We start from the raw sequence: 23,245 nt of genomic DNA, 5'->3' as shown, positions 1-23,245 counted from the left end.
AAATTCCATAAAAAAGAAATATGTTCGCTAAAAAAAGTAAAATTTCTACATTTTATGCCAAATAATAAAGGAGTAACGAATAGGGTATGAGAAGAATATTGTAAAAATTAGCGTGTATGAGAAGGTTTTTTTCTTACGGATGCGAATACAATTAAAAGGTATGAGTTTTAGGATGGAGAGTGGAAATGTTGCGTTTGGTAACGGCGAAAAAAGAAGAAAAGGTATTTGTAGGTATTGTGGATGAAGAAGAAGAAAAGGTATTGCACTTAAGAGAAGCGCAAAGGCAAAAGGGAGAAAAGGTTACAATCCCTATTACAATGTTAGAATGTATTGAAAGAGGAACCGAATGTGTTGAAAAAATGTGTGAAATTGTCAATTGGGCGAAGGAAAATGAAGGAACGGCGTATTACCCGTTAACTGAGGTGAAAATATTAGCACCAATTCCAAGGCCAAGGAAGAATATTTTGTGCGTTGGAAAAAATTATCGTGAGCATGCGATGGAAATGGGCGGCGTAGAGTCAATTCCAGAAAATATAATGATCTTTACGAAAGCACCAACGACAGTGATTGGAATGGATGAAAAAATTAATAGTCATCCCCACGCAACAAATGAATTAGACTATGAAGGGGAACTAGCTATCGTCATTGGTAAGCGAGGGAAACAAATAAAAAAAGAAAAAGCGCTTGAGCATGTTTTTGGTTATACCATTATAAATGATATAACTGCTCGCGATATTCAAAGGAAGCATAAGCAATTTTTCCTTGGAAAAAGTTTCGATACATTTTGTCCGATGGGACCGTATTTAATTCATAAATCGATGGTTAGTGCGCCAAATGCGTTACACATTGAAACGGTAGTAAATGGAGAAGTAAGACAAACTTCAAATACAAATAAAATGATTTTTTCAATAGAAGAAATCATTTCAACGATAAGTAAAGGAATGACATTAGAACCAGGAGATATTATCGCAACAGGAACCCCGGCTGGTGTTGGAAAAGGTTTCACACCACCGAAGTTTTTGCATGCCGGTGATGAAGTAGTTGTTACAGTAGAAGGAATTGGTACTTTGCGAAATGTAGTGAAGTGAAGAAAAGAGCTATCTTATTAATAAGATAGCTCTTTTCTATGGTCTTGGGTGATAGAGGTAATCGATAACGGAAAAAGTGTAAAGACCAATGACTGCAAGTGTACAAATGCCAAATAGTATAACCGTAAGTGCGCTTTTTTCGCGTCCAAAACCAATGATAGTAAGAATAACAGTAGTCCAAAATGATGCTTTCAGTAGTGTGAATGTAGTGGGAGTTGAGTAGTGACTAAGCGATGTTACGGAAAGTAGGAAGCCAAAGAATGTAACTAAAAGAAAAGTTGTAGCTAAATAGTTAATATGTTTGCCGTATCTTAATAACATATCGCACCTCCTTTATGAATTTAAAATACAGAAAATTACAATTTTATTTTAGTATAAATCAATATAAAATGAAAGAGGTTGTCCCAACATGTAGGACAACCTCTCTATTATTACGATAATACAGCTTTAATTTTTTGGAATGCCCACTCTAAATCTTCTTCAGAGATTACTAGAGGTGGTGCGATACGAATTACGTTTTCGTGTGTTTCTTTACATAACAGTCCAGCTGCTTTTAGTTGTTCACAGTAAGGGCGAGCTGGCTCGTTTAATTCGATACCGATAAATAAACCTTTACCGCGAACTTCAGTAATCATTGGGTTATCGATTTCTTTTAATTGTCCAACTAATTTTTCACCTAATTGAAGAGAACGCTCTGTTAATTTTTCTTCTTCTAACACTTCAAGAGCTGCGATAGAAACAGCACATGCAAGTGGATTACCACCGAATGTAGAACCGTGAGAACCTGGCTCAAATACCCCTAAAATGTCGCGGTTTGCTGCAACGCAAGAGATTGGGAATACGCCGCCGCCAAGCGCTTTACCAAGTATGTACATGTCAGGAGTTACACCGTCCCAGTCACAAGCAAATACTTTACCAGTACGGCCTAAGCCAGTTTGGATTTCATCTGCTACGAATAAAACGTTTTCTTTTTTACATACTTCAAGAGCTTCTTTTAAGAAACCAGCTGGGGGGATGTTAATCCCTGCTTCACCTTGGATTGGCTCTAAAATGAATGCAGCTGTGTTTGGTGTAATAGCAGCTTTTAACGCTTCTAAATCACCGTAAGGAATTACAACGATGCCAGGAAGCATTGGACCGAATCCGCGCTTGTACTCTTCGTTTGAAGACATAGAAACAGCACCCATCGTACGTCCGTGGAAGTTATCTTCACAAACGATAATTTCAGCACGGTTTGCTTCTACTTTCTTCACATCATAAGCCCAGCGGCGAGCTGTTTTAATTGCAGTTTCAACAGCTTCTGCACCTGTATTCATTGGAAGTACCATTTCTTTATTAGTTAGTTTCGCAACTTTTTCGTACCAAGGACCTAATTGATCGCTATGGAAAGCACGAGAAGTTAACGTAACACGATTAGCTTGGTCAATTAAAGCGTTAATAATTTTTGGGTGACGATGACCTTGGTTTACTGCCGAATATGCACTTAATAAGTCCATATAGCGGTTTCCTTCAGGATCTTCTACCCAAACGCCTTCTGCTTTAGAAATAACGATTGGAAGTGGGTGATAGTTATTTGCCCCGTATGTGTCTGTAAGTTCGATAATATCCTTAGTTTGAATCATGATTGTTCCCCCTTTTGTTATTACAAGAAGTTTGTAAATACTCTAAATATTATATCATTTAAATGTAAAAAAGCGAAACATTTCCTGAAAATAAATGAACATGTTATCATATAGAATGAAAAAGTGTGAAAAGAGGAGGTAAGGGATACGATGGTACATATGCATATTACAGCATGGGCGTTAGGTTTAATTTTATTCTTCGTTGCGTATTCACTTTATTCAGCAGGAAGAAAAGGGAAAGGTGTACATATGGGGCTTCGTCTTATGTACATTATCATTATTGTGACAGGTTTCATGTTGTACATGGGTATTATGAAGACTGCAACAAGTAACATGCACATGTGGTATGGTTTAAAAATGCTAGCTGGTATTTTAGTTATCGCTGGAATGGAAATGGTTCTTGTGAAAATGAGCAAGAACAAGGCAACGGGGGCATTCTGGGGATTATTTATTATCGCGCTTGTAGCGGTATTTTATCTAGGACTGAAATTACCGATTGGTTGGCAAGTATTCTAATAAAGAAAATAAAACCACCTTATAATCTCAAATATTTGGGAAATAAGGTGGTTTTTTATTTTATGTTGCATCGATATGCAACTCTTCTCCGTTTACTTTCGTAAAACGAAACATATTTTTATTTGACGTAGCGTGACGAACGAAATGGTGCTGCAGTGTACAAATCATCTCTTCGTTATCAAATAAAAGAATATTTACTCCTTCGCATGCTTCCTCTTTCGGTAAAAAGGATAAATAATTATGACAATACATGCAATCATATAAAGAGTAATGAAGTGATTGCAATGCCTCTGTTAATAAGGCAAAGACAGAGTCAGGTAATTCCTCAAGCCATTCTGTATAGCTAAGGAGTAATTTTTTACGAATGCGTATCATTTCCCCATTTTGCAAATGGTGCTGTTCGTTGGCGATTTGTAATATATCTTGTTCATAGAAACGAGCCGGTAGCCAGTTGTTGTTATATAAAATTTCAAATCCATCTTCGGCAATATCTTCTAATAAAAATGCTTCCTCATTTTCATCATCAAAGAATACCCATTCATTGTTTATATATTCTACATTACCGACCGTATGAGCGCGAGGCTGGTTATATAAAATATGTTTACGTTGTATCATACACGATTTCTCCTTTTGAAAAGTAGTTATTCCTGTTATAGACAGTTCGTGCATTCTTTATAACTAGACACATCTACACATAGGTGGGCATACAATAAAACACGTTTTACTGAGTGAAAATGCTATTCCGTATATGAATAGTAGGTTATCGTCAAGTTTGTCATTTTTTTGATCCGCACTTTTAGAGTGGGATTACTGCACGTTCAAGAAAAGAAATAAGATGGAAGGATGATTTATATGTGCGGGATTACAGGATGGGTGGATTATAAACGCTCATTAGAAGGAGAACGGGACGTCGTTACGAAGATGGCTGAGACGTTAGCGAAGCGTGGCCCAGATGATAATAAAGTTTGGATTAAAGGCAATGTCGCATTTGGGCATAAACGGTTAATCGTTGTTGATCCTGAAGGTGGTAAACAGCCGATGACTTGTTTAAAAGATGAAGCAAATTATGCAATTTGCTATAACGGCGAACTGTATAACACGGAAGACATTCGAAAGGAACTATTAAGAAGAGGATATACGTTCAAAGGTCACTCTGATACGGAAGTATTGTTAGCTTCTTATATCGAATGGAAAGAAGAATGTGTCGATCATTTAAACGGTATATATGCGTTTGCTGTATGGGATGAACAGAAAGAACAAGTGTTTATTGCGCGCGATCGATTAGGGGTAAAACCACTATTTTATAAATATGACAGTGGGCGATTACTATTTGGCTCAGAGTTAAAAGCGATATTGGCGCATCCAGATGTGAAGGCGGAAGTGACGTTAGAAGGATTATCTGAAATATTTGGCCTTGGACCATCTAGAACGCCTGGCCACGGCATTTATGCTGGTATAAAAGAATTACGTCCAGGTCATGCGATGACATTTTCAAAGAACGGTTTATGCATATGGAGATATTGGAATGTAGAAAGTAAAAAGCATGAAGATTCCTTTGAAGAAACAGTAGAAAAAACACGCTTTTTATTACAAGATGCGATTACAAGGCAGCTCGTTTCTGATGTACCATTATGTACTTTTTTATCAGGCGGTGTAGATTCAAGCGCTATAACAGCAATTGCTGCAAAAGAATACGAAAGATCAGGAAAAGGGCAATTACACACATATTCGATTGATTACGAAGATAATGACAAATACTTTAAAGCAAATGCGTTTCAGCCAAATTCAGATGCACCATTTATTCATTTGATGACGGAAACGTTTCAAACAATCCATCATCGCTGCGTCATTTCAAATGAACAATTAGCGCAGTATTTAACAGAAGCAGTACTCGTTCGCGATTTACCTGGTATGGCAGATATTGATTCGTCATTATTATGGTTTTGTCGTGAGATTAAACAAGATTTTGTCGTCGGTCTATCTGGGGAATGTGCAGATGAAATATTTGGTGGTTATCCGTGGTTTTATAGAGAGGATGATTTACAATCGAGTGCATTTCCGTGGATGCGCTCTACAGAAGCGCGTGAACAACTGCTAAAGAAAGAATGGAGAAATAAATTAAACTTACAACAATATGTACAGCAGCGCTATGAAGAGTCCATTCAAGAAGTTCCTATTTTAGAGGGAGAAAGCCCAATTGAAGCAAAGAGACGACAATTATTTTATTTAAATATGGTATGGTTTATGACAACATTATTAGACAGAAAAGACCGTATGAGTATGGGTGCAAGCTTAGAAGTACGCGTTCCATTTGCGGATCACCGACTTGTCGAATATGCTTGGAATATTCCTTGGGAAATGAAAATGTATAAAAATCGCGAAAAAGGTCTATTACGTAAAGCGTTAGAAGGATTACTTCCAAATGACATCTTATATAGAAAGAAGAGCCCGTATCCGAAAACACATAATCCGCACTATACGAAAGCAGTAACAGTATGGCTACAAGATTTATTAACAGATAAAGGATCGATTTTACACGAACTATTTGATAAAGAACAGCTGAGCGGATTAATTGAGTCAGGCGGCAGTGCATTCCAAACGCCATGGTATGGTCAATTAATGACTGGGCCACAACTTTTAGCTCATTTAGCACAAATTCACGTTTGGTTTAAAGAATATGGAGTAAATATTAAAGAATAGGAGAAAAGCGACTTACTTTATAAGTAAGTCGCTTTTTATTAAATAAATTGTCATATAAAATTCAAAATTATATTAGAAAAAATACTTATTTAGAATAATTATCTTTACGTACTTATTATTAGTTGTTATAATTGGAAACAAATGTTCTTGAAAAAGATTCTCATTTATAAAATTGAGGTGTTATATAGATGAAAAAGAAAAAAATAGGTTTACTCGTAATGGCGTATGGAACGCCGGATTCATTAGATGAAGTAGAGGCATATTATACACATATTCGTCATGGGCGTAAGCCATCAGAAGAAGCACTCCAAGATTTAATTGGACGCTATAAAGCGATTGGTGGAATTTCACCGCTTGCAAAAATTACGAAAGAGCAAGCGCATAAATTAACAGACTCAATGAATAATATGTTTACAGAGTATGAATTTAATTGTTACTTAGGCTTAAAACATACTGCTCCGTTTATAGAAGATGCAGTAGAAGAGATGAAGCGCGATGGAATTGAGCAAGCAATTAGTATCGTATTAGCGCCGCATTATTCTACCTTTAGCATTAAGGCATATAACGAGCGTGCAATTCGTCTCTCGGAGGAAATAGGTGGTCCTGTTATTGAACCAATTGAACAATGGTATGATGAACCGAAATTTATTTCGTATTGGGCAGATCAAATAAAAGAAACATTTACAAAGATTGAAGATAAAGAGAAAGCAGTTGTAATTTTTTCTGCGCATAGTTTACCAGAGAAAATTATTGCAGCGGGTGATCCTTATGTGAAGCAATTGCAGCATACGGCGGATTTAATCGCAGCAGCTGCAAACATTCAAAATTATACAATAGGTTGGCAAAGTGCCGGAAATACACCTGATCCATGGATTGGACCGGATGTGCAAGATTTAACGAGAGATTTATTTGAAGAGCATAGATATAAATCTTTCATATATTGCCCAGTTGGTTTTGTGGCAGAGCATTTAGAAGTTTTATATGACAACGATTACGAGTGTAAAGTTGTGACGGATGAATTAAATGCTGCGTATTTTAGACCAAATATGCCGAATTCACAATCTACATTTATTGATTGTTTAGCTACAATTGTTTCCAGAAAAATGAAAGAAATAGTTGACAAAGAACTAATTTTGAATAATAATTAATTTATAATAATTTTAAATAAATAATAATTACTATGAAAGAAAGAGGAGGATCCCCCTAGATGAATCCAAATAATCGCTTAACAACAAACCAAGGTGCTCCGGTCGGAGATAACCAAAATTCTCGTACAGCTGGTCGCCGTGGACCGGTATTATTAGAAGACTATCATTTAGTAGAAAAATTGGCTCACTTTGATCGTGAACGTATTCCAGAGCGTGTTGTGCATGCACGTGGTGCAGGTGCTCACGGTGTATTCGTAACGAAAAACAGCATGAAGAAATATACGAAAGCAGCATTTTTACAAAATGAAGGAACTGAAACACCTGTGTTTGTTCGTTTTTCAACGGTTATTCATGGTCAAGGTTCTCCTGAAACAGCACGTGATCCGCGCGGTTTCGCTGTTAAATTTTATACAGAAGAAGGAAATTACGATATTGTAGGTAACCATTTACCAGTCTTCTTCATTCGTGATGCAATTAAATTCCCTGATATGGTGCATTCTTTAAAACCAGCACCTGATACAAATATTCAAACACCAGATCGTTACTGGGATTTCATGACGTTAAGTCCAGAATCTACACATATGATGACATGGGTATTTTCTGATTACGGTACACCAGCAAGTTATCGTGAAATGGAAGGTTTCGGTGTACATTCATTTAAATGGATTAATGCGGAAGGTAAAATCGTCTACATTAAATATCATTGGAAACCACAGCAAGGTGTACGTAACTTAAGTGCAAAAGAAGTGCAAGAAGTACAAGGAAAAGACTTCAACCATGCAACTCGTGACTTATTCGATGCAATCGAAAAAGGAAATTACCCGAAATGGGATTTACACGTACAAGTGATGCAACTAGATGAAATGGATTCTTTAGACTTTGATCCACTGGACCCAACGAAAGTATGGCCAGAAGATCGTTTCCCATTAATGGAAGTAGGGACAATGACGTTAAATCGTAACCCGAAAAACTTCTTCGCGGAAGTAGAACAAGTAGCGTTCTCTCCAAGTGCAACTGTAAATGGTATTGAACCATCTGAAGATAAATTATTACAAGGTCGTTTATTCTCTTATCCAGATACACAGCGTTACCGCCTTGGTGCAAACTACTTACAAATTCCTGTAAACTGTCCATACGCAGCTGTTCATAATCAACAACGTGATGGTGCGATGCAAATCAATCAAAACCCATCTACAATTAACTATGAACCGAGCCGTCATGCTGAAAATCCAGTTGAAGACCCAGCTTACCGCGATTCAACTATGAAAGTAGAAGGCTACGTATCTCGTGAAAAAATTGACAAACCAAATGATTTCAAACAAGCGGGTGAGCGTTACCGTTCATTCTCTAAAGAAGAGCAAGACAACTTAATTGCAAACTTAACAAATGACTTAAAAGACGTAAATGAACGTACGAAATTACTAGCTGTATGTAACTTCTTCCGTGCAGATCAAGAGTACGGTATGCGTTTAGCGCAAGCATTAAACGTTGATATTACGCAATATGTAGGAAATGCTCCGAAATAAATTGGAAAAGACGACTGTTATGAAACGGTCGTCTTTTTTGTTTATGTAAAGTTACACGCGGGTATTCTTCAGTTTCGTTATGTCGGAATTTGTTGGTAAATCGATATATCGTGTCGAAACGTCGATATATTGAAATAATCGCTGATATATTTACAGGAATACTAGCTGGGGTATGCAGTGCCGATAAATGCAAAAAAGAGATGCAATCTACTATCAATAGATTGCATCTCTTTTTTAGTTCACTCGCTCAGTATATTCATAAGCTTTCTCTCCATGCATTGAAATATCAAGTCCCATATGTTCCTCGTGCTCATCTACCCGGACAGGGAGGAAGAAGTTAATTGCTTTAATAATGGCGTACGTCATTATAATTGTGAATGCATATGTTGCGCCGATTGCTACAAGTTGTTTCAATAGTAACGCGGCGTTTCCGTAAAATAATCCGTTAGCGCCATCGCCGTTTACTGCAGTAGTTGCAAATAGTCCTGTCGCAATGCCGCCCCAAGTTCCGCCGATGCCGTGACATCCAAATGCATCGAGTGTATCGTCGTATCCGAATTTTGTTTTTAAGAAAAAGACCGCTCCGAAGCATAATACGCCGCCAATTGCTCCGATAAGAAGAGCTGAGAAAGGTGTAACGAACCCGCAAGCTGGTGTAATAGCGACTAGACCGGAAACAACGCCGCAAGCAGCTCCCATCGCAGTCGGTTTTGATTGGAAGAACCATTCTGAAAGCATCCAAGTTAATGCAGAGGCAGCGGCGGCTATATTTGTATTAATAAATGCAGTTAAAGCTACGTCGTTTAAAGATAATGCGCTTCCGACGTTAAAACCGAACCAGCCGAACCATAGCAGCCCAGCGCCTAACATCGTAAATGGTAAATGATGAGGAGACGAACCGTTTATGTTTTTGCGTTTTCCAAGGAAAATAGCTAATACGAGGCCAGCCACGCCAGATGTAATATGAACGACATTACCGCCAGCGAAGTCTAATGCGCCAAGTTCTCTTAGCCATCCACCAACGCCCCATACCCAATGAGCGACAGGATTGTAAACGATTGTTGTCCATAGAAGGATGAAAATAAGGAAAGCTGAAAATCGCATTCTTTCGGCAAATGCTCCTGAAATTAGAGCGGGGGTTAGAATAGCAAACATGAGTTGAAACATCATAAATAAATTGTGAGGAATAGTAGATGAGTAGTCTGGATTTGGTGCGTAGCTAACTCCGTTTAAACCGAACCAATCGAATGTGCCGATAAGTCCGTGCCAATCTGGTCCGAATGATAAAGAATAACCAATTACAATCCATTGAATCGAAACGATAGCCATTGCGCTATAACTATGCATTGTCGTACTGAGTACGTTTTTACTGCGAACCATACCTCCATAAAAAAGTGCTAATCCTGGTGTCATTAACATGACCATTACTGTCGCTACAAACATAAAAACTGTATCTCCTGTATTCATTCTCTCTCCTCCTATAATGTTAGAAAAAATAACATCGATTTGTTATGTTTCATATCATATTCGAAATAAAAAGAAAAATCAACTAAAAATTCAGAAAAATTTATATGTAATGTTAGGAAACCTAACATGTATTAATTTGATAAGAATGAAATCAACGTATGCGATTCGTTTGGATAATTGGTATAATATTCTTACAATTAAAATACATGGGGGATGCGTGTGGGGAAAATACATACTAGGAAACTATTCATTTGTTTTTGTTTAGCTGTCGTTTTGTTTGTACCAATACATACATTTGCAGACGAAAAAAGAGAGTGGCGAGACGAAGTTATATATTCTATTATGATTGATCGTTTTAATAATGGGGAACCGAAAAATGACAAACAGTTAGAAGTTGGCAATTTAGAAGGATATCAGGGCGGAGATATAAGAGGTATTATAAAAAGAATGGATTACATAAAAAAAATGGGATTTACTACTGTTATGCTTTCGCCGCTTTTTGAAAGTGTAAAATACGATGGGTTAGACGTGCGCAATTTTCAGAAGGTAAATGAACATTTCGGAACAGAAAATGATGTGAAAGAACTTGTGCAAGAAGCTCATGCAAAAGGAATGAAAGTTGTATTTCAATTTCCGCTTGGAGAAAACGAACAACAAGTAATCGACTCGATGAAATGGTGGATCAAAGAAGTTGATTTAGATGCAAGTTATGTAATACATAGTGAAAAAAAATCGCCTGCTTTTTGGGATGATGTGCAAAAAGATATGCAAGTGATAAAGAAAGATTTTCGAGTTATGACAAAAGAAGATAGTGAATACAACGAAAAAATAGTAGATGCGTTTTCCAAAGCGGACGTATCGGTGAAACCTTTATATGATGTAAGTAAAAAAGACGGAGCAGCCGCTACATTTTTAGATAATCAAGATACAAAAAGATTTGCTCGTATTGCAAAAGAGAATATGAATTATCCACCATCTCGTTTGAAACTAGCTCTTACATATTTATTAACAACACCAGGTATTCCGAATTTTTATTACGGAACTGAAATTGCATTGGATGGAGGAGGTACGCCAGATAATAGACGATTAATGGACTTCAAATCAGATGAAAAGTTTATGCAACATATAACGAAACTCGGTGAGCTTAGACAAGCGAGACCATCTTTACGCCGCGGTACGTTTGAGCTTCTATACGATAAAGATGGAATGAGTGTACTAAAGAGAAAGTATAAAGATGAAGTGACAGTAGTAGCGATTAATAATACGAAAGAAACACAAAAAGTTGCTTTACCTGCAAGTGCGATTGGTGAAAAACAAGAGCTAAGGGGATTGTTAGAAGATGAAATTATAAGAGAAGAAAACGGAAAATTTTATCTCGTTTTAAAGCGTGAAGAATCAAATGTGTATAAAGTTAACGGGGAAACAGGTGTGAATTGGCTATTTATTTCTTTAATCGTCGGTGTGAACGTATTGTTTATTGCTTTTTTAATTGTGGTTAAAAAGAAGCGGAAATAAGGGGATATTCTCTTTTGTGTTCAATTAAAAGTGCGTGATGAGGTGAGATGTTCAAGTCTTCTTATCGTATTCGTAATTCTGTATTTTGGGGATAACAGTGACGATGGGGAATTTGTTCGGTGGGACAGGCTAAGGAGAAAACTTTCTCCCTAGTCTGTTTTTCTTTGAAGTAAGACTCTCACCTCGAAATGCAACTGAGCAAAGAAGTAAAAAAATCGATAGAAGAAACAATAATTGAAAATATACTAATTTTACATTACATTAAAGGGTGAAAAGTATTTTGTTACTCATTGAGGGCTATATTTGAGGAGGAAAAATGGAATTTTACGATTTGGGTATTACCATTAAAGAACTTAGAATGAAAAAAAATATATCACAATCCGAATTATGTCATGGAATATGTTCACAAAGTCAAATTAGCAAGATTGAAAAAGGTGTGATTTATCCATCTAGCATATTGTTATATCAATTATCAGAAAGGCTTGGTATTGATCCAAATAATATATTTGCACTAACTCAAAACAAAAAATTAAAATATATAGAAAATGTAAAATGCGTAATGAAAGACTGCATAAGACAACATCAATATAAAGAGCTTTATGAAATAGTAACAAAAGAAAAAAACTTAAATAATTTTCGAATGAAAGAAGATAAACAATTTCTAATATGGCATGAAGCAATTGCTATATATCGTGTGAATAACTCAATAAAAACAGCTTTAACTCTTTTGAATAATGCATTAAAAATAACTGTAACGAATATTGATTTTTTAACAGAGAGAGAAATAGATATTATGCAGACAATGGCTATATTTCATGCAGAAAATAAAGAATATAAAGAGAGCATTAATATATTAAAAAGATGTTTAAGTAATTTTGATAAGTTAGATTTTCCTAGAGATAAAGAAATTAAATTAAAAATCATTTATAATTTAGCAAAATGTTTAAATTACACATATCAATACGAAGAAGCAAAAAAATACATTGATAAGGGTATCAAATTAGCTATTAATCTAAATACTTTATACTTATTGGGTGAACTATACTATGAAAAAGGTTCGAATTTACTAAAGCTTGAACAATCTAATAAAGAAGAAGTTGCTGATAACATGAAAACAGCGTTATTTATATTTGAATTAACAAAAAACGAAAAAAAATTACAAATAATTAAAGAAGAATATTTCGAAAAACATAATTGCTAAATAACTACTTATAGTACAATAAAACCCACAGGAAAAGTTCCTGTAGGTTTTACACTTATAAACCTCTTAATATTTTTTATAAACTTGATTCTAAAATATTATTACTTAATATGAATTTTTTAATGAAAGTTTACTTAACGTACTTTCTATTTTGAAATTTGCATTCTTATTAACACTTTATACTTCTCTTCCTTCCATATTAAAATTAAGATGGTTCAAGTAAGAGGAATGCAACTTAAAGTGTTTTTTTATGAGCTTTATCATCAACTATTTAGTGTTTCTTTAAATTAGTACATAACGTAGTTTTTTTGTACCAAGCTTTGTGAATGCAATTAGATTTATCCTTTAGTGTAGTTATATTATTAGAACATCCTGTAATATTTAGAGAGAGTATAGCCAATAAAAAACATAATATTAACTTCTTCAAATAACCACTTCTAACTCTTTTATAATTAACTTTTTTCATGGAATAAGATTCCTTATTAATTTTACATTACATTGAAGGGTGGAAAATATTCTTATACTCATAAATTGTTACGCTTGAGTAGGAGAGGGATTTTGGTTTGGGATTCAATTGATAAAGAAAGTGCTTTAAGTTGAAGGGAAATGTTCTAAGGTGTCTTTTCCTTATTTTTAAAAGGACATGCTCAATTCCATGTATAAAAAAATTCTACAATGAGACCTAGTACCTAGTCTAACGACGCGGTCACCTGTAAGATATTCGCATGAATAAACACTGTTCGCTCAGCAATTTTCACTGCAAATACCTTCTTGGCTTCGTCATATTGTTTCTACCCGCTAAAAAGAAAAACATCCTCTACATAGAGGATGTTTTTCTTTTTAGCGGTAGTTAATAAATTGTACGTCAATTGGTAAATCAGCGCTACGAACTGCTGCGATAACTGCTTGTAAGTCATCACGGCTTTTCGCTGTAACACGTACTTGATCATCTTGTACTTGTGTTTTTACTTTTAATTTCATTTCTTTAATGATGTTGTTAATTTTTTTCGCGTTATCTTTATCGATACCTTGTTGAAGTGTTGCACGTTGGCGAACAGTGTTACCAGCTGCCGCTTCAACTTTTCCGTAATCTAAGTTCTTAATTGGAACGTTACGTTTTACGAGTTTAGAAATAAGAACGTCTTTTACTTGCTCTAATTTGAACTCGTCGTCAGAAGTTAAAACAAGTACTTCTTTTTCAAGTTTAATATCACTTTTACTTCCTTTAAAGTCATATCGGTTTTGGATTTCTTTTAATGCAGTGTTAATTGCGTTTGTTACTTCAGGTAATTCTACTTTCGAAACGATGTCAAAAGAACTATCTTTTGCCATAGTTAGCACCTCCAAATAAATTTCTACTCTTTTTATGTACTGTACATACTAAAGTATAGCTGAAAACGAGCTTAGACTTAAGTGTTTTCATACTTATAATGATGTAACCTCATTTTATTATAGTGAATTTTGGGCAGTTGGACAAATAAAGAGAAAATCGTGTTATAATTAACTTTTGTTTGGAATGATAAAAATATAAAAAGTTAAAAAGTTCATTTTATATATATAGAAGGGAATTAAAAAAATATGTATTTACAAATAGGATCGATTGAACAGGTAACTGTTTTACGCGAAACGGAAATTGGATATATGGTTGGAAATGAAGAAGAAGAAATTTTCCTACATAAAAATGAAGTAGCTGGAGAAATTGAAGAAGGCGATACGATTGATGTATTCTTATACCTTGACCACCAAAATCGTATTTCGGCAACGATGAAGGAGCCAATTATTACAACATATGATTGGAACTGGGTAAAGGTTGTAGAAGTTATTCCTAGTTTAGGTGTGTTTGTTGATATTGGTGTATCAAAAGATATACTAATTCCAGCTGATGAATTCCCAATTTATATGCCAGTATGGCCTGAAGTTGGAGATGAATTATATTGTACGTTAAAATTAACGAATCGTGATCGTTTAATTGCTCTTCCGGCAAGAGATAGTGATATGCAAGAAATCGTTGTAGATGCGACACCATCTATGCGTAATAAAAACGTAAACGGACGTGTGTATCGTTCACTTCAAGTTGGTTCGTTCGTATTAACAGATGAGCATTTCCGTGCATTTTTACATCATACAGAAAGAAAAGAACAAGTTCGCATCGGTCAACGTGTAACGGGACGAATTATTGATGTAAAAGATGACGGTACAATTAACATTTCACTTCTTCCTCGTAAAGAAGAAGGAATGGAAGATGATGCTGCAGTGATTTATGCATATATGGAAGAACGAGGCGGAGCAATGCCGTTTTGGGATAAGAGCTATCCAGAAGACATTAAAGAACGTTTCAATATGAGTAAAGCTGCATTTAAGCGTGCACTTGGTAAGTTGATGAAAGAAGAAAAGGTTTACCAAGAAGAAGGTTGGACGTACTTTAAGAAATAAAGGAAATAAAAAGCACCACCTTATATTTTACCTATAAGGTGGTGCTTTTTTAATTCCCTTGCTCATGTACAAGAGTAAACGTATCTTTCAACTCACTATCGTTTATTTTAATATTTGCTTTTTTTAATTCATTTTGCAATAGTTTTTTGCCGAATATAGGGTCAGAGATACGTTCTTCTTCTAAGTTTTTGCGAATAGAGTCTTTCACTTCATCATAGGGTTTTAATTCTTTTTTATCAGTTAATTTAATAATATGATAACCGTTTGGTGATGTAACGGGATTGCTAATTTGTCCGACCTTTAGTTTATAGGCAGCAGTTTCAAATTCAGGTGCCATTCTACCTGAATTGAAATATCCGAGGTCTCCGCCTTTTTCTTTTGATAGTAGGTCTTGCGATTCTTGTTTTGCTAGTTCTTCAAATGAAGCACCAGCATCTAATTTTTTCTTTATTTCTTTCGCTTCATTTTCGTCACTTACTAAAATATGGCTTGCTTTAATTTCTGGTTTATAGTGGTCTTTCACGTCTTTTTCTGTAATACTTTTCTTAATCGCTTCATTCATAGCAAGTTTGAACTTAATTTGATTTTTGAAATCAGCTTCATCTTTTAAACCATTGTTTTTCAATACGTTTTTAAATTGGTCTCCGTATTGATTTTTTGCTTTTTGTAATTCTTTATCTACATCATCGTCAGATACTTTATATTTTTTCGTGATAACGTCTTGCGCCATCATTTCGTACAGCATGTCTTTTCCGTAACGATCTTTCAACTGTTTTTCGAAGTCGCTCTTCGTAATGGTTGAGTCGGTTGCTGTAGCGACTGTATCTGAGTCGTTTTTTTGTCCACAAGCAGATAGCATTAATATACTTAGTAGTGCAGTAATAATGAAAATGTGTTTTCCTCTCATGCTAACACCTCATCCGAATATGTTATCGCTATTGTAGAATATAGAAGTGAACATGAAGTGAATTTTTAATGTTTTTTCCTGTGAAATGTAAAAAAAGTACATCAACAATATTGTTGATGTACGATGGGATCAAAGGTGATCGGTCTTTTTGGAATAAGCACGCTTACCTTGCTCTATATTCTTTTGTTCTTGCTCATTTTTTTGCGCGCGTTTTGCATTGTTATCGCGTGCTTTTTTGTCGTTATCACTCGTATGTGGCATATGTATCAACTCCATTTCTAAACGTTGTACGTTTATCATTTCCTTTTTCGTAAAGACTATGTATAGCAGTGTATTCATGAATAATGAAGGTGGATTGGAAATGGATTTGAAGTTGAATTATACCGAACTTATAAAGAAGTTAATCGTTGTAATCGTCGCAGGTTTGTTAAATGCGATTGGAATGAATTTATTTTTAACGCCAGCGAAAGTGTATGCAAGTGGCTTTGCTGGATTGTCTCAATTGCTATCACAAATATTAGGTGATTTTTTATCTATTCACATATCAACCGGGGTATTATTTAGCTTGTTTAACATTCCAGTCGTTATTTTAGCATGGAAAAAGGTTGGAAAGGCCTTTACTTTCTTTAGTTTTCTTTGCGTTATCTTTATGACTATGTTTTTAGAAATTATTCCAGTTAGAGCAGTTTCAAACGACATCATATTAAATGCGATTTTTGGTGGGCTTATTTCAGCAATCGGGGTAGGGATTGCGTTGAAGTGGGGGGCTTCTACAGGTGGTTTAGATATAATCGCCATGATTTTATCAAAGATTAAAGACAAGCCTGTCGGTACGTATTTTTTCTTCTTTAATGCACTGATCATTATCGCTGCCGGCTATGTGTATGGATGGGAAAAAGCATTATATACTTTAGTGACTTTGTATGTGTCAACGCGAATCATCGATGCAATTCATACGCGTCATGTGAAGATTACGGCATTAATCGTTACGAAGAATGGGGCGGATGTACGAAAGGCGATTCACTCACGCTTAGTGAGGGGGATTACAACTATACCAGCAACTGGTGCTTATACGAATGAAAATAAGGAAATGTTAATGATTGTTATTACCCGTTACGAACTGTACGAATTGGAGAGGGTTATTAAACAAGTGGACCCAGGTGCATTTACAAACGTACTGCAAACAGTTGGGGTGTTCGGATTGTTTCGAAAAGATTAAAGAGGACCAAAGCTGGTCCTCTTTTTTAATGTGCATTCGTAATGTTTTGCAACTGCTCTTGCATTTCACGTAGCTGAACTTTTTCAGCAGTTGAAGAATTTGCGTAAGCGGATTGCAAAGCATTTTTTGCTCTATATACGAGATCTTGTTGCTCGACGCCGCTTGAACAAGATACAGCATTTGCAACAGCATCTCTAGCTTGTTGAAATAGTAAGTTCCCCATTTAGACCCCTCCAAAAGAAGAGTTACTTCTCGCTTTTTCTGCCTCAGCTAATGTACCTCGGTACGGGAATCTTGCATCATGCTTCATAACAGCATCGGCTCCTTGTTGGATAAAACGTTTTGATTTGTTCTTTTTACCCATTCGAAAAACCCCCTTTATTTAGCTGAAAACAATCGACGCGCTAACTTGTGCGTCTAATGATAGTATGAGCGTTTGGCGAGAAACTATAAGCAGGGAATTTTTAGATTACAACCCAAGAACCTCTTCTAAATATAGTGCAATACCATCTTCTTCGTTCGTTAGCGTCGTATGGTTTGCGAGTGATTTTAATTCAGGGATGGCATTTCCCATTGCGATGCCGTGACCAGCAAATTCAATCATTTCAAAGTCGTTATCTTCATCACCGAAAGCGATGATTCGCTCTTGTGGAATGTTATAATGACTAGAAATTTTTTGTAGTCCAACAGCTTTATTTAATCCGCTTTTTACAATTTCAATAATCGGCCAAGGTGCGCCCCACTTTCTATGGTCGATTACTTCAGCGTGCATATCAGTTAAATGTTGACGAATTGCACTGGAATGCTCGTCATGTGCGTCAATTAATAAGCAAGTTGGATGATCATTTAAAATATTTAATAAGTCTCCTGTAAAAATGTTTGGAGAACCGAATTCGAAAATATGTTTTTTATCTTCATCAATTTCACGTACATACACATCGTCCATTACTTCAGCGTATATGTTTTTTACGCCAAAATCAAAGCAAGCCCGGACAATTTCTTGCGCTGTTGCTAGCTCAAGAGGAGAGTGATGTGTGCCCCACTTTGAATCAAGAGGGTGATGTACGTAAGCGCCATTAAAGTTTACGATTGGTGTATTTAGACCAAGTTCTTTATAGTAATCATAACTAGCGCGGAATGGACGTCCTGTTGAGATAACAACAATATGTCCTTGTTCCTTTGCTTTTGCAATTGTATGTTTCGTTCGAGTGGAAATTATTTTGTTGTCTGTTAATAAAGTGCCGTCTAAGTCTAGTGCGATTAAATGTTGTTTGTTCATAATTTCACCTCTTATAATATTTTTTTGTTTTTATCTGTATTTCCGTTTTTAATCTGCAGAAATAAGAGGTTATACTGGGTGAGACCACCAAAGATGGAAAGTTCACTATATATCCATCTTACGTCGCAATGTGCTGCGGTGTCTACTATTTCTCGTTGGAAATTAAGAAAAGTCAACATCTTTTTAGAAAGTTCAAACAATGTTTCTTTCATTATGGACAAATTGTGAAAAGGGTTACATTTCTCGTATGATGAGGCTTATAATGAACATGTAATCTTCTCGTATATGTTTGACTCTCCTTTGAAACTGGCCTATAGTAGGTTGGTTTCTTTTTTTTCTACAAATAGGAAAGAAATCCCTGCTTTAAGCTTGTGTCATTCATGTATATGTACAAGAACGAAATGTAGTACCTGTTTCCTAAACATGACAGAAAAGCTTTCTTTTAAAATGGATATACTAATGAGGCAAAGACGTCATGGAAGGAGAATGGAAATGGGACAAAATCGCAGGTTTCGTTCTGGACAAAAAGCGCCGAATGATGGCATTTACGTAGAAATTGGTGAAACGGGAAGTATGGTAAAAGACCCGCAAATGGTGAAACTAACTGCTGGTGACAAGTTTCCAGATAACACGAATCATAACCGTCAGTGGACGTATAAAAGAAAACCGTAACAGGAGCCGCAATCGTTATTGCGGCTTTTTTGTCGTTACACATTTTAATTTCATTTACCGTATATTTTTCAGTTGTATCATGAATGCTCCTTTTTTCTTTTTCAAATAATAAGTTTGAAAATACATAAGCAAAATTATTGTATAAAAAAGTCAGTTGGCGTATAATCAAATCAAAGGTCAAAGAAAGTCAAACATTTGGAGGACTGTAAAGATGGACTTAAATCAAATGACAACAAAAACACAAGAGGCGATTATGAGTGCCCAATCTTTAGCGGTATCTCATCACCATCAAGAAGTAGATACTGTTCATCTCTTGTTTACATTATTAGAAGAGCAAGATGGGTTAGCAGTACGTATTTTTCAAAAAATGAACGTCGATATAGAAGCATTAAAACAAGGCGCCGAAAATTTAATTAAGAAAAAGCCTTCCGTAACGGGGAGCGGTGCAGAAGCAGGTAAATTATATATAACAGGTGCTCTGCAACAACTACTTGTAAGAGCAGGAAAAGAAGCAGAGAAATTGCAAGATGATTACATTTCAGTGGAACATGTATTACTTGCTTTTACTGAAGAAAAAGGCGATATAAACCAATTATTTACAAGATTTCATATTACGAAAGATAACTTATTACAGTCTTTAATGACAGTTCGGGGGAATCAAAGAGTGACTAGTCAAAATCCAGAAGCAACTTATGAAGCGTTAGAAAAATATGGTCGTGATTTAGTAGCGGAAGTAAGAGCGGGGAAAATTGACCCTGTTATCGGCCGCGATAGTGAAATTCGCCGCGTAATCCGCATTCTTTCACGTAAAACGAAAAACAACCCAGTTTTAATTGGTGAACCAGGTGTTGGTAAAACAGCAATTGTTGAAGGGTTAGCACAGCGTATTGTGAAAAAGGATGTACCTGAAGGATTAAAAGATAGAACAATCTTTGCATTAGATATGAGTGCGCTTGTAGCTGGAGCGAAATTCCGTGGTGAATTTGAAGAGCGTCTCCAAGCTGTATTAAATGAAATTAAAAAGAGTGAAGGACGCATTTTATTATTCATTGATGAACTTCACACAATCGTCGGCGCTGGTAAAACAGAAGGCGCAATGGATGCAGGAAATATGTTAAAACCGATGCTTGCGCGTGGTGAACTGCATTGTATCGGGGCGACGACGTTAGATGAATATCGTAAATATATTGAGAAAGATCCAGCGCTAGAAAGACGTTTCCAACAAGTATTAGCAGAAGAACCAACTGTTGAAGATACAATTTCCATTTTACGTGGTTTAAAAGAGCGCTTTGAAATTTATCATGGTGTAAATATTCATGACCGCGCAATTGTAGCAGCATCAGTTTTATCAGATCGATATATTTCGGATCGTTTCTTACCGGATAAAGCAATTGATCTTGTTGACGAAGCGTGCGCAACAATTCGTACAGAAATTGATTCTATGCCAACAGAATTAGATGAAGTAACGCGTCGCATTATGCAGCTGGAAATTGAAGAAGCAGCTCTTGGAAAAGAGAAAGACTTTGGTAGCCAAGAACGTCTAAAAACATTGCAACGTGAATTATCGGATTTAAAAGAAGTGGCAAGTGGCATGAGAGTCAAATGGGAGAAAGAAAAAGAAGATATTCACAAAGTTCGTGACTTACGTGAACATTTAGAGCGTCTGCGCCGTGAATTAGAAGAAGCAGAAGGTAATTACGACTTAAATAGAGCAGCGGAACTTCGCCACGGAAAAATTCCTGCAATTGAAAAAGAGTTAAAAGAAGCAGAAGAAATGGGCGCGAATAATAAACAAGAAAATCGTTTATTACGTGAGGAAGTAAGTGAAGAAGAGATTGCTGATATTGTTTCACGCTGGACTGGTATTCCTGTCGCAAAACTCGTTGAAGGTGAACGTGAGAAATTATTACGATTAGAGCAAATTTTATCAGAGCGTGTTATCGGACAAGAAGAAGCGGTAAGCCTAGTATCAGACGCAGTTCTTCGTGCTCGTGCTGGTATTAAAGACCCGAACCGTCCAATTGGTTCCTTCATCTTCTTAGGACCGACTGGTGTTGGTAAAACAGAACTTGCAAAAACGTTAGCGCAGTCTTTATTTGATAGTGAAGAGCAAATGATTCGTATTGATATGTCTGAGTACATGGAGAAACACGCTGTGTCACGCTTAATTGGTGCACCTCCTGGATATGTTGGATATGAAGAGGGCGGTCAATTAACAGAAGCAGTAAGACGTAAACCGTATTCTGTTATTTTGTTAGATGAAATCGAAAAAGCACATCCAGAAGTATTCAACATTTTATTACAAATGTTAGATGACGGACGCATTACAGATTCGCAAGGACGTACAGTAGACTTTAAAAACACAGTTATTATTATGACGTCAAATATTGGATCTGCTCATTTATTAGATGGATTAGAAGAAGATGGCTCAATTAAAGAGGAATCAAGAGAACTTGTCATGGGGCAATTAAGAGGACATTTCCGACCAGAGTTTTTAAATCGTGTCGACGAAATTATTTTATTCAAACCTCTTACAACGAATGAAATTAAAGGTATTGTTGATAAAATTGTAAAAGAATTACAAGGCCGTTTAGCTGACCGTCATATTACGGTACAATTAACAGACGCAGCGAAAGAGTTTGTTGTCGAAGCTGGCTTCGATCCGATGTACGGAGCTCGTCCATTAAAACGATATGTACAGCGTCAAGTTGAGACGAAATTAGCGAGAGAATTAATTGCAGGAACGATTACTGACAATAGTCATGTAGTTGTTGATGTAGAAAATAACGAATTAGTCGTTCATGTGAAGTAAAACAAAAAAGAGTTCGGATAAAATCCGGACTCTTTTTTTAGTGTTGTTCTACTGGCTCGTTTGGAATTGCAGCTGCAATTGCTAGTACGAATACCGCAAGAACAACTGAGAAAATAGACGCTTGGTTAAAATCGTATGTACCGCCAGTCATAGAGCCGATTACGTAGCTCATCATATGTACAAGCAAGAACGACCAAATTAATGCCCAAATGAAACGCATATTTTACACCTCTATTCGTTCAATCTGTCCTTATTGTAACACAATTGAAAAAAGAATATAGAAAAATATTTGTAGATTTTTCAACGCAAATTTGCATTCCGTTCATACATTATAAAAGAGTACTTTTATACGTTTAGAAAATAAGGCGGGGGAAAAATGAGTATTACGGAACGTTTTTTTTACTTAGAAAAAGAACCATGTGTCATTTATTTACCGGAGAAGCCAAATGGATTTTCTGTCATGCTTCTAGGTGATTACAACTACTTTATTGAGAATGGTACAAGTTTATGGACACAGCATGCGGGTAGATCTTATTTTTTACATGGCCTTATTGAGGAAGGCTATACGGTCTTTTCTTCTAATTTATACGGAAGACATTGGGGAAACGATCAATCTGTTCGTCTAGCAAAACGCCTATATGACGTTGTTCTGAGAAAAGAGACATTGAATGCGAAAATGCACATTATGGCAGATGGTATGGGGGCACTTGTAGCACTTGAAATGATGAACAAATACCCTGAATGTATACGTTCTGTCATTATGTTAAATCCGTGTTTAGATTTACCAGAATATGTGGAGTTTGAGAAAGAGCATAAATTTTTTTACAAGAGACTCTTGAAGGAATTAAGTTTAGCGTATGATGCTAAAGAAGAAGAATTAGAATCGAAAATAAATAAGAAATCATTTACGCTTCTTCCGTCTTGTGTACCTGTTAAAATTTTTGTATCAACACAAGAAAAAAGAGGAAGAAAACAGTTGCTACGTAAATACGAGAAAATGAGGCAATTGAACCAATGCGATACTTCTGTCTTATTCCATCTGCAAGATGTGAAATATAAAATGGTTAGGCAAACGACTGATTTCTTTAAAAAATATGAAGAAGAATTGTGAAGCTCCCATATACATAAATGAGGAGCTAT

The 23,245-nt window shown here is 35.9% G+C and carries 24 protein-coding genes; 12 read left to right on the top strand and 12 right to left on the bottom strand.

The window, feature by feature from the left end:
* The first annotated feature begins 185 nt into the window (after window positions 1–185).
* Window positions 186–1,088, top strand: coding sequence for a fumarylacetoacetate hydrolase family protein (locus QCI47_RS22245; protein ID WP_000945298.1), 903 nt, complete (start codon window positions 186–188; stop codon window positions 1,086–1,088).
* A 36-nt stretch (window positions 1,089–1,124) separates the two neighbouring features.
* Here QCI47_RS22245 and QCI47_RS22240 read toward each other — a convergent pair whose 3' ends face one another.
* A complete protein-coding gene (locus QCI47_RS22240) occupies window positions 1,125–1,409 on the bottom strand; it encodes a hypothetical protein (RefSeq protein ID WP_000926868.1) in 285 nt (94 codons plus the stop codon).
* 110 nt (window positions 1,410–1,519) lie between these two features.
* Window positions 1,520–2,710: an ornithine aminotransferase gene (gene rocD, locus QCI47_RS22235; RefSeq protein WP_000616655.1), complete on the bottom strand. Its 1,191-nt coding sequence runs from the start codon at window positions 2,708–2,710 to the stop codon at window positions 1,520–1,522.
* Window positions 2,711–2,860: 150 nt separating this feature from the next.
* Here rocD and QCI47_RS22230 point away from each other — a divergent pair, with 150 nt between their 5' ends.
* A complete protein-coding gene (locus tag QCI47_RS22230) occupies window positions 2,861–3,226 on the top strand; it encodes a YisL family protein (protein ID WP_000233491.1) in 366 nt (121 codons plus the stop codon).
* A gap of 60 nt (window positions 3,227–3,286) precedes the next feature.
* Here QCI47_RS22230 and QCI47_RS22225 read toward each other — a convergent pair whose 3' ends face one another.
* Window positions 3,287–3,841 (bottom strand): DUF2777 domain-containing protein, encoded by a 555-nt coding sequence (locus tag QCI47_RS22225; RefSeq protein WP_000616053.1) that lies wholly within the window; start codon window positions 3,839–3,841, stop codon window positions 3,287–3,289.
* A gap of 237 nt (window positions 3,842–4,078) precedes the next feature.
* On the opposite strand from QCI47_RS22225, the gene asnB reads away from it, so the two are divergent.
* The 3 genes from asnB (at window position 4,079) to katB (ending at window position 8,600) form a co-directional block, all read left to right on the top strand.
* Entirely contained in the window at window positions 4,079–5,926 is a 1,848-nt protein-coding gene (gene asnB / locus QCI47_RS22220; RefSeq protein WP_061131533.1) for an asparagine synthase (glutamine-hydrolyzing), read from the top strand.
* 188 nt (window positions 5,927–6,114) lie between these two features.
* On the top strand, window positions 6,115–7,074 hold the full coding sequence (gene hemH, locus QCI47_RS22215) for a ferrochelatase (protein WP_061131534.1): 960 nt from the start codon (window positions 6,115–6,117) through the stop codon (window positions 7,072–7,074).
* Between the two features lie 59 nt (window positions 7,075–7,133).
* Window positions 7,134–8,600 carry a catalase KatB gene (gene katB / locus QCI47_RS22210; RefSeq protein WP_220778908.1) on the top strand — a complete coding sequence of 489 codons (1,467 nt, stop codon included), beginning with the start codon at window positions 7,134–7,136 and terminating at the stop codon, window positions 8,598–8,600.
* Between the two features lie 234 nt (window positions 8,601–8,834).
* On the opposite strand, the gene QCI47_RS22205 is transcribed toward katB, so the two are convergent.
* Window positions 8,835–10,067 (bottom strand): ammonium transporter, encoded by a 1,233-nt coding sequence (locus QCI47_RS22205; RefSeq protein WP_163072768.1) that lies wholly within the window; start codon window positions 10,065–10,067, stop codon window positions 8,835–8,837.
* 213 nt (window positions 10,068–10,280) lie between these two features.
* On the opposite strand from QCI47_RS22205, the gene QCI47_RS22200 reads away from it, so the two are divergent.
* Entirely contained in the window at window positions 10,281–11,582 is a 1,302-nt protein-coding gene (locus QCI47_RS22200; protein ID WP_050552161.1) for an alpha-amylase family glycosyl hydrolase, read from the top strand.
* 316 nt (window positions 11,583–11,898) lie between these two features.
* Complete coding sequence (locus QCI47_RS22195; RefSeq protein ID WP_074540100.1) at window positions 11,899–12,783, top strand: helix-turn-helix domain-containing protein; 885 nt, start codon at window positions 11,899–11,901, stop codon at window positions 12,781–12,783.
* An 840-nt stretch (window positions 12,784–13,623) separates the two neighbouring features.
* Here QCI47_RS22195 and QCI47_RS22190 read toward each other — a convergent pair.
* Window positions 13,624–14,115, bottom strand: coding sequence for a YajQ family cyclic di-GMP-binding protein (locus QCI47_RS22190; protein ID WP_001040153.1), 492 nt, complete (start codon window positions 14,113–14,115; stop codon window positions 13,624–13,626).
* Window positions 14,116–14,361: 246 nt separating this feature from the next.
* Here QCI47_RS22190 and QCI47_RS22185 point away from each other — a divergent pair, with 246 nt between their 5' ends.
* Window positions 14,362–15,216 (top strand): CvfB family protein, encoded by an 855-nt coding sequence (locus tag QCI47_RS22185; RefSeq protein ID WP_000281266.1) that lies wholly within the window; start codon window positions 14,362–14,364, stop codon window positions 15,214–15,216.
* A 49-nt stretch (window positions 15,217–15,265) separates the two neighbouring features.
* On the opposite strand, the gene prsA is transcribed toward QCI47_RS22185, so the two are convergent.
* Both prsA and QCI47_RS22175 read right to left on the bottom strand, forming a co-directional pair.
* On the bottom strand, window positions 15,266–16,123 hold the full coding sequence (gene prsA / locus QCI47_RS22180; RefSeq protein WP_001214230.1) for a peptidylprolyl isomerase PrsA: 858 nt from the start codon (window positions 16,121–16,123) through the stop codon (window positions 15,266–15,268).
* Between the two features lie 129 nt (window positions 16,124–16,252).
* Window positions 16,253–16,384, bottom strand: a complete 132-nt coding sequence (locus tag QCI47_RS22175; RefSeq protein ID WP_001120845.1) for a DUF3941 domain-containing protein — start codon at window positions 16,382–16,384, stop codon at window positions 16,253–16,255.
* A gap of 100 nt (window positions 16,385–16,484) precedes the next feature.
* Between QCI47_RS22175 and QCI47_RS22170 the strand changes: the two genes are divergently transcribed.
* On the top strand, window positions 16,485–17,342 hold the full coding sequence (locus tag QCI47_RS22170) for a YitT family protein (protein WP_000364453.1): 858 nt from the start codon (window positions 16,485–16,487) through the stop codon (window positions 17,340–17,342).
* A 25-nt stretch (window positions 17,343–17,367) separates the two neighbouring features.
* Here the strand turns inward: QCI47_RS22170 and QCI47_RS22165 are convergent, their stop codons facing one another.
* From QCI47_RS22165 to QCI47_RS22150, 4 genes are all read right to left on the bottom strand, one after another.
* Window positions 17,368–17,565, bottom strand: a complete 198-nt coding sequence (locus QCI47_RS22165) for a DUF3813 domain-containing protein (RefSeq protein WP_000527400.1) — start codon at window positions 17,563–17,565, stop codon at window positions 17,368–17,370.
* On the bottom strand, window positions 17,566–17,706 hold the full coding sequence (locus QCI47_RS22160; RefSeq protein WP_000516816.1) for a hypothetical protein: 141 nt from the start codon (window positions 17,704–17,706) through the stop codon (window positions 17,566–17,568).
* A 105-nt stretch (window positions 17,707–17,811) separates the two neighbouring features.
* On the bottom strand, window positions 17,812–18,621 hold the full coding sequence (locus QCI47_RS22155) for a Cof-type HAD-IIB family hydrolase (RefSeq protein ID WP_001041235.1): 810 nt from the start codon (window positions 18,619–18,621) through the stop codon (window positions 17,812–17,814).
* A gap of 11 nt (window positions 18,622–18,632) precedes the next feature.
* Entirely contained in the window at window positions 18,633–18,833 is a 201-nt protein-coding gene (locus QCI47_RS22150) for a hypothetical protein (RefSeq protein ID WP_353811952.1), read from the bottom strand.
* Window positions 18,834–19,113: 280 nt separating this feature from the next.
* On the opposite strand from QCI47_RS22150, the gene QCI47_RS22145 reads away from it, so the two are divergent.
* Both QCI47_RS22145 and clpB read left to right on the top strand, forming a co-directional pair.
* Entirely contained in the window at window positions 19,114–19,293 is a 180-nt protein-coding gene (locus QCI47_RS22145; RefSeq protein ID WP_000531418.1) for a YjzC family protein, read from the top strand.
* Window positions 19,294–19,504: 211 nt separating this feature from the next.
* Window positions 19,505–22,105, top strand: coding sequence for an ATP-dependent chaperone ClpB (gene clpB, locus QCI47_RS22140; protein ID WP_353811951.1), 2,601 nt, complete (start codon window positions 19,505–19,507; stop codon window positions 22,103–22,105).
* A gap of 37 nt (window positions 22,106–22,142) precedes the next feature.
* Here the strand turns inward: clpB and QCI47_RS22135 are convergent, their stop codons facing one another.
* The gene (locus QCI47_RS22135; protein ID WP_001211114.1) at window positions 22,143–22,325 is read right to left on the bottom strand and encodes a YjzD family protein; all 183 of its coding nucleotides are present in this window, start codon (window positions 22,323–22,325) and stop codon (window positions 22,143–22,145) included.
* Window positions 22,326–22,481: 156 nt separating this feature from the next.
* Between QCI47_RS22135 and QCI47_RS22130 the strand changes: the two genes are divergently transcribed.
* Window positions 22,482–23,216, top strand: coding sequence for a lipase family protein (locus QCI47_RS22130; protein ID WP_000028699.1), 735 nt, complete (start codon window positions 22,482–22,484; stop codon window positions 23,214–23,216).
* The last annotated feature ends 29 nt before the right edge of the window (window positions 23,217–23,245 follow it).

It is taken from the genome of Bacillus cereus group sp. RP29 (assembly GCF_040459765.1).
Classification (GTDB): domain Bacteria; phylum Bacillota; class Bacilli; order Bacillales; family Bacillaceae_G; genus Bacillus_A; species Bacillus_A paranthracis.
The sequence above is the reverse complement of the archived record's forward strand: the minus strand, read 5'-3'. Positions and strand labels throughout refer to the sequence as shown.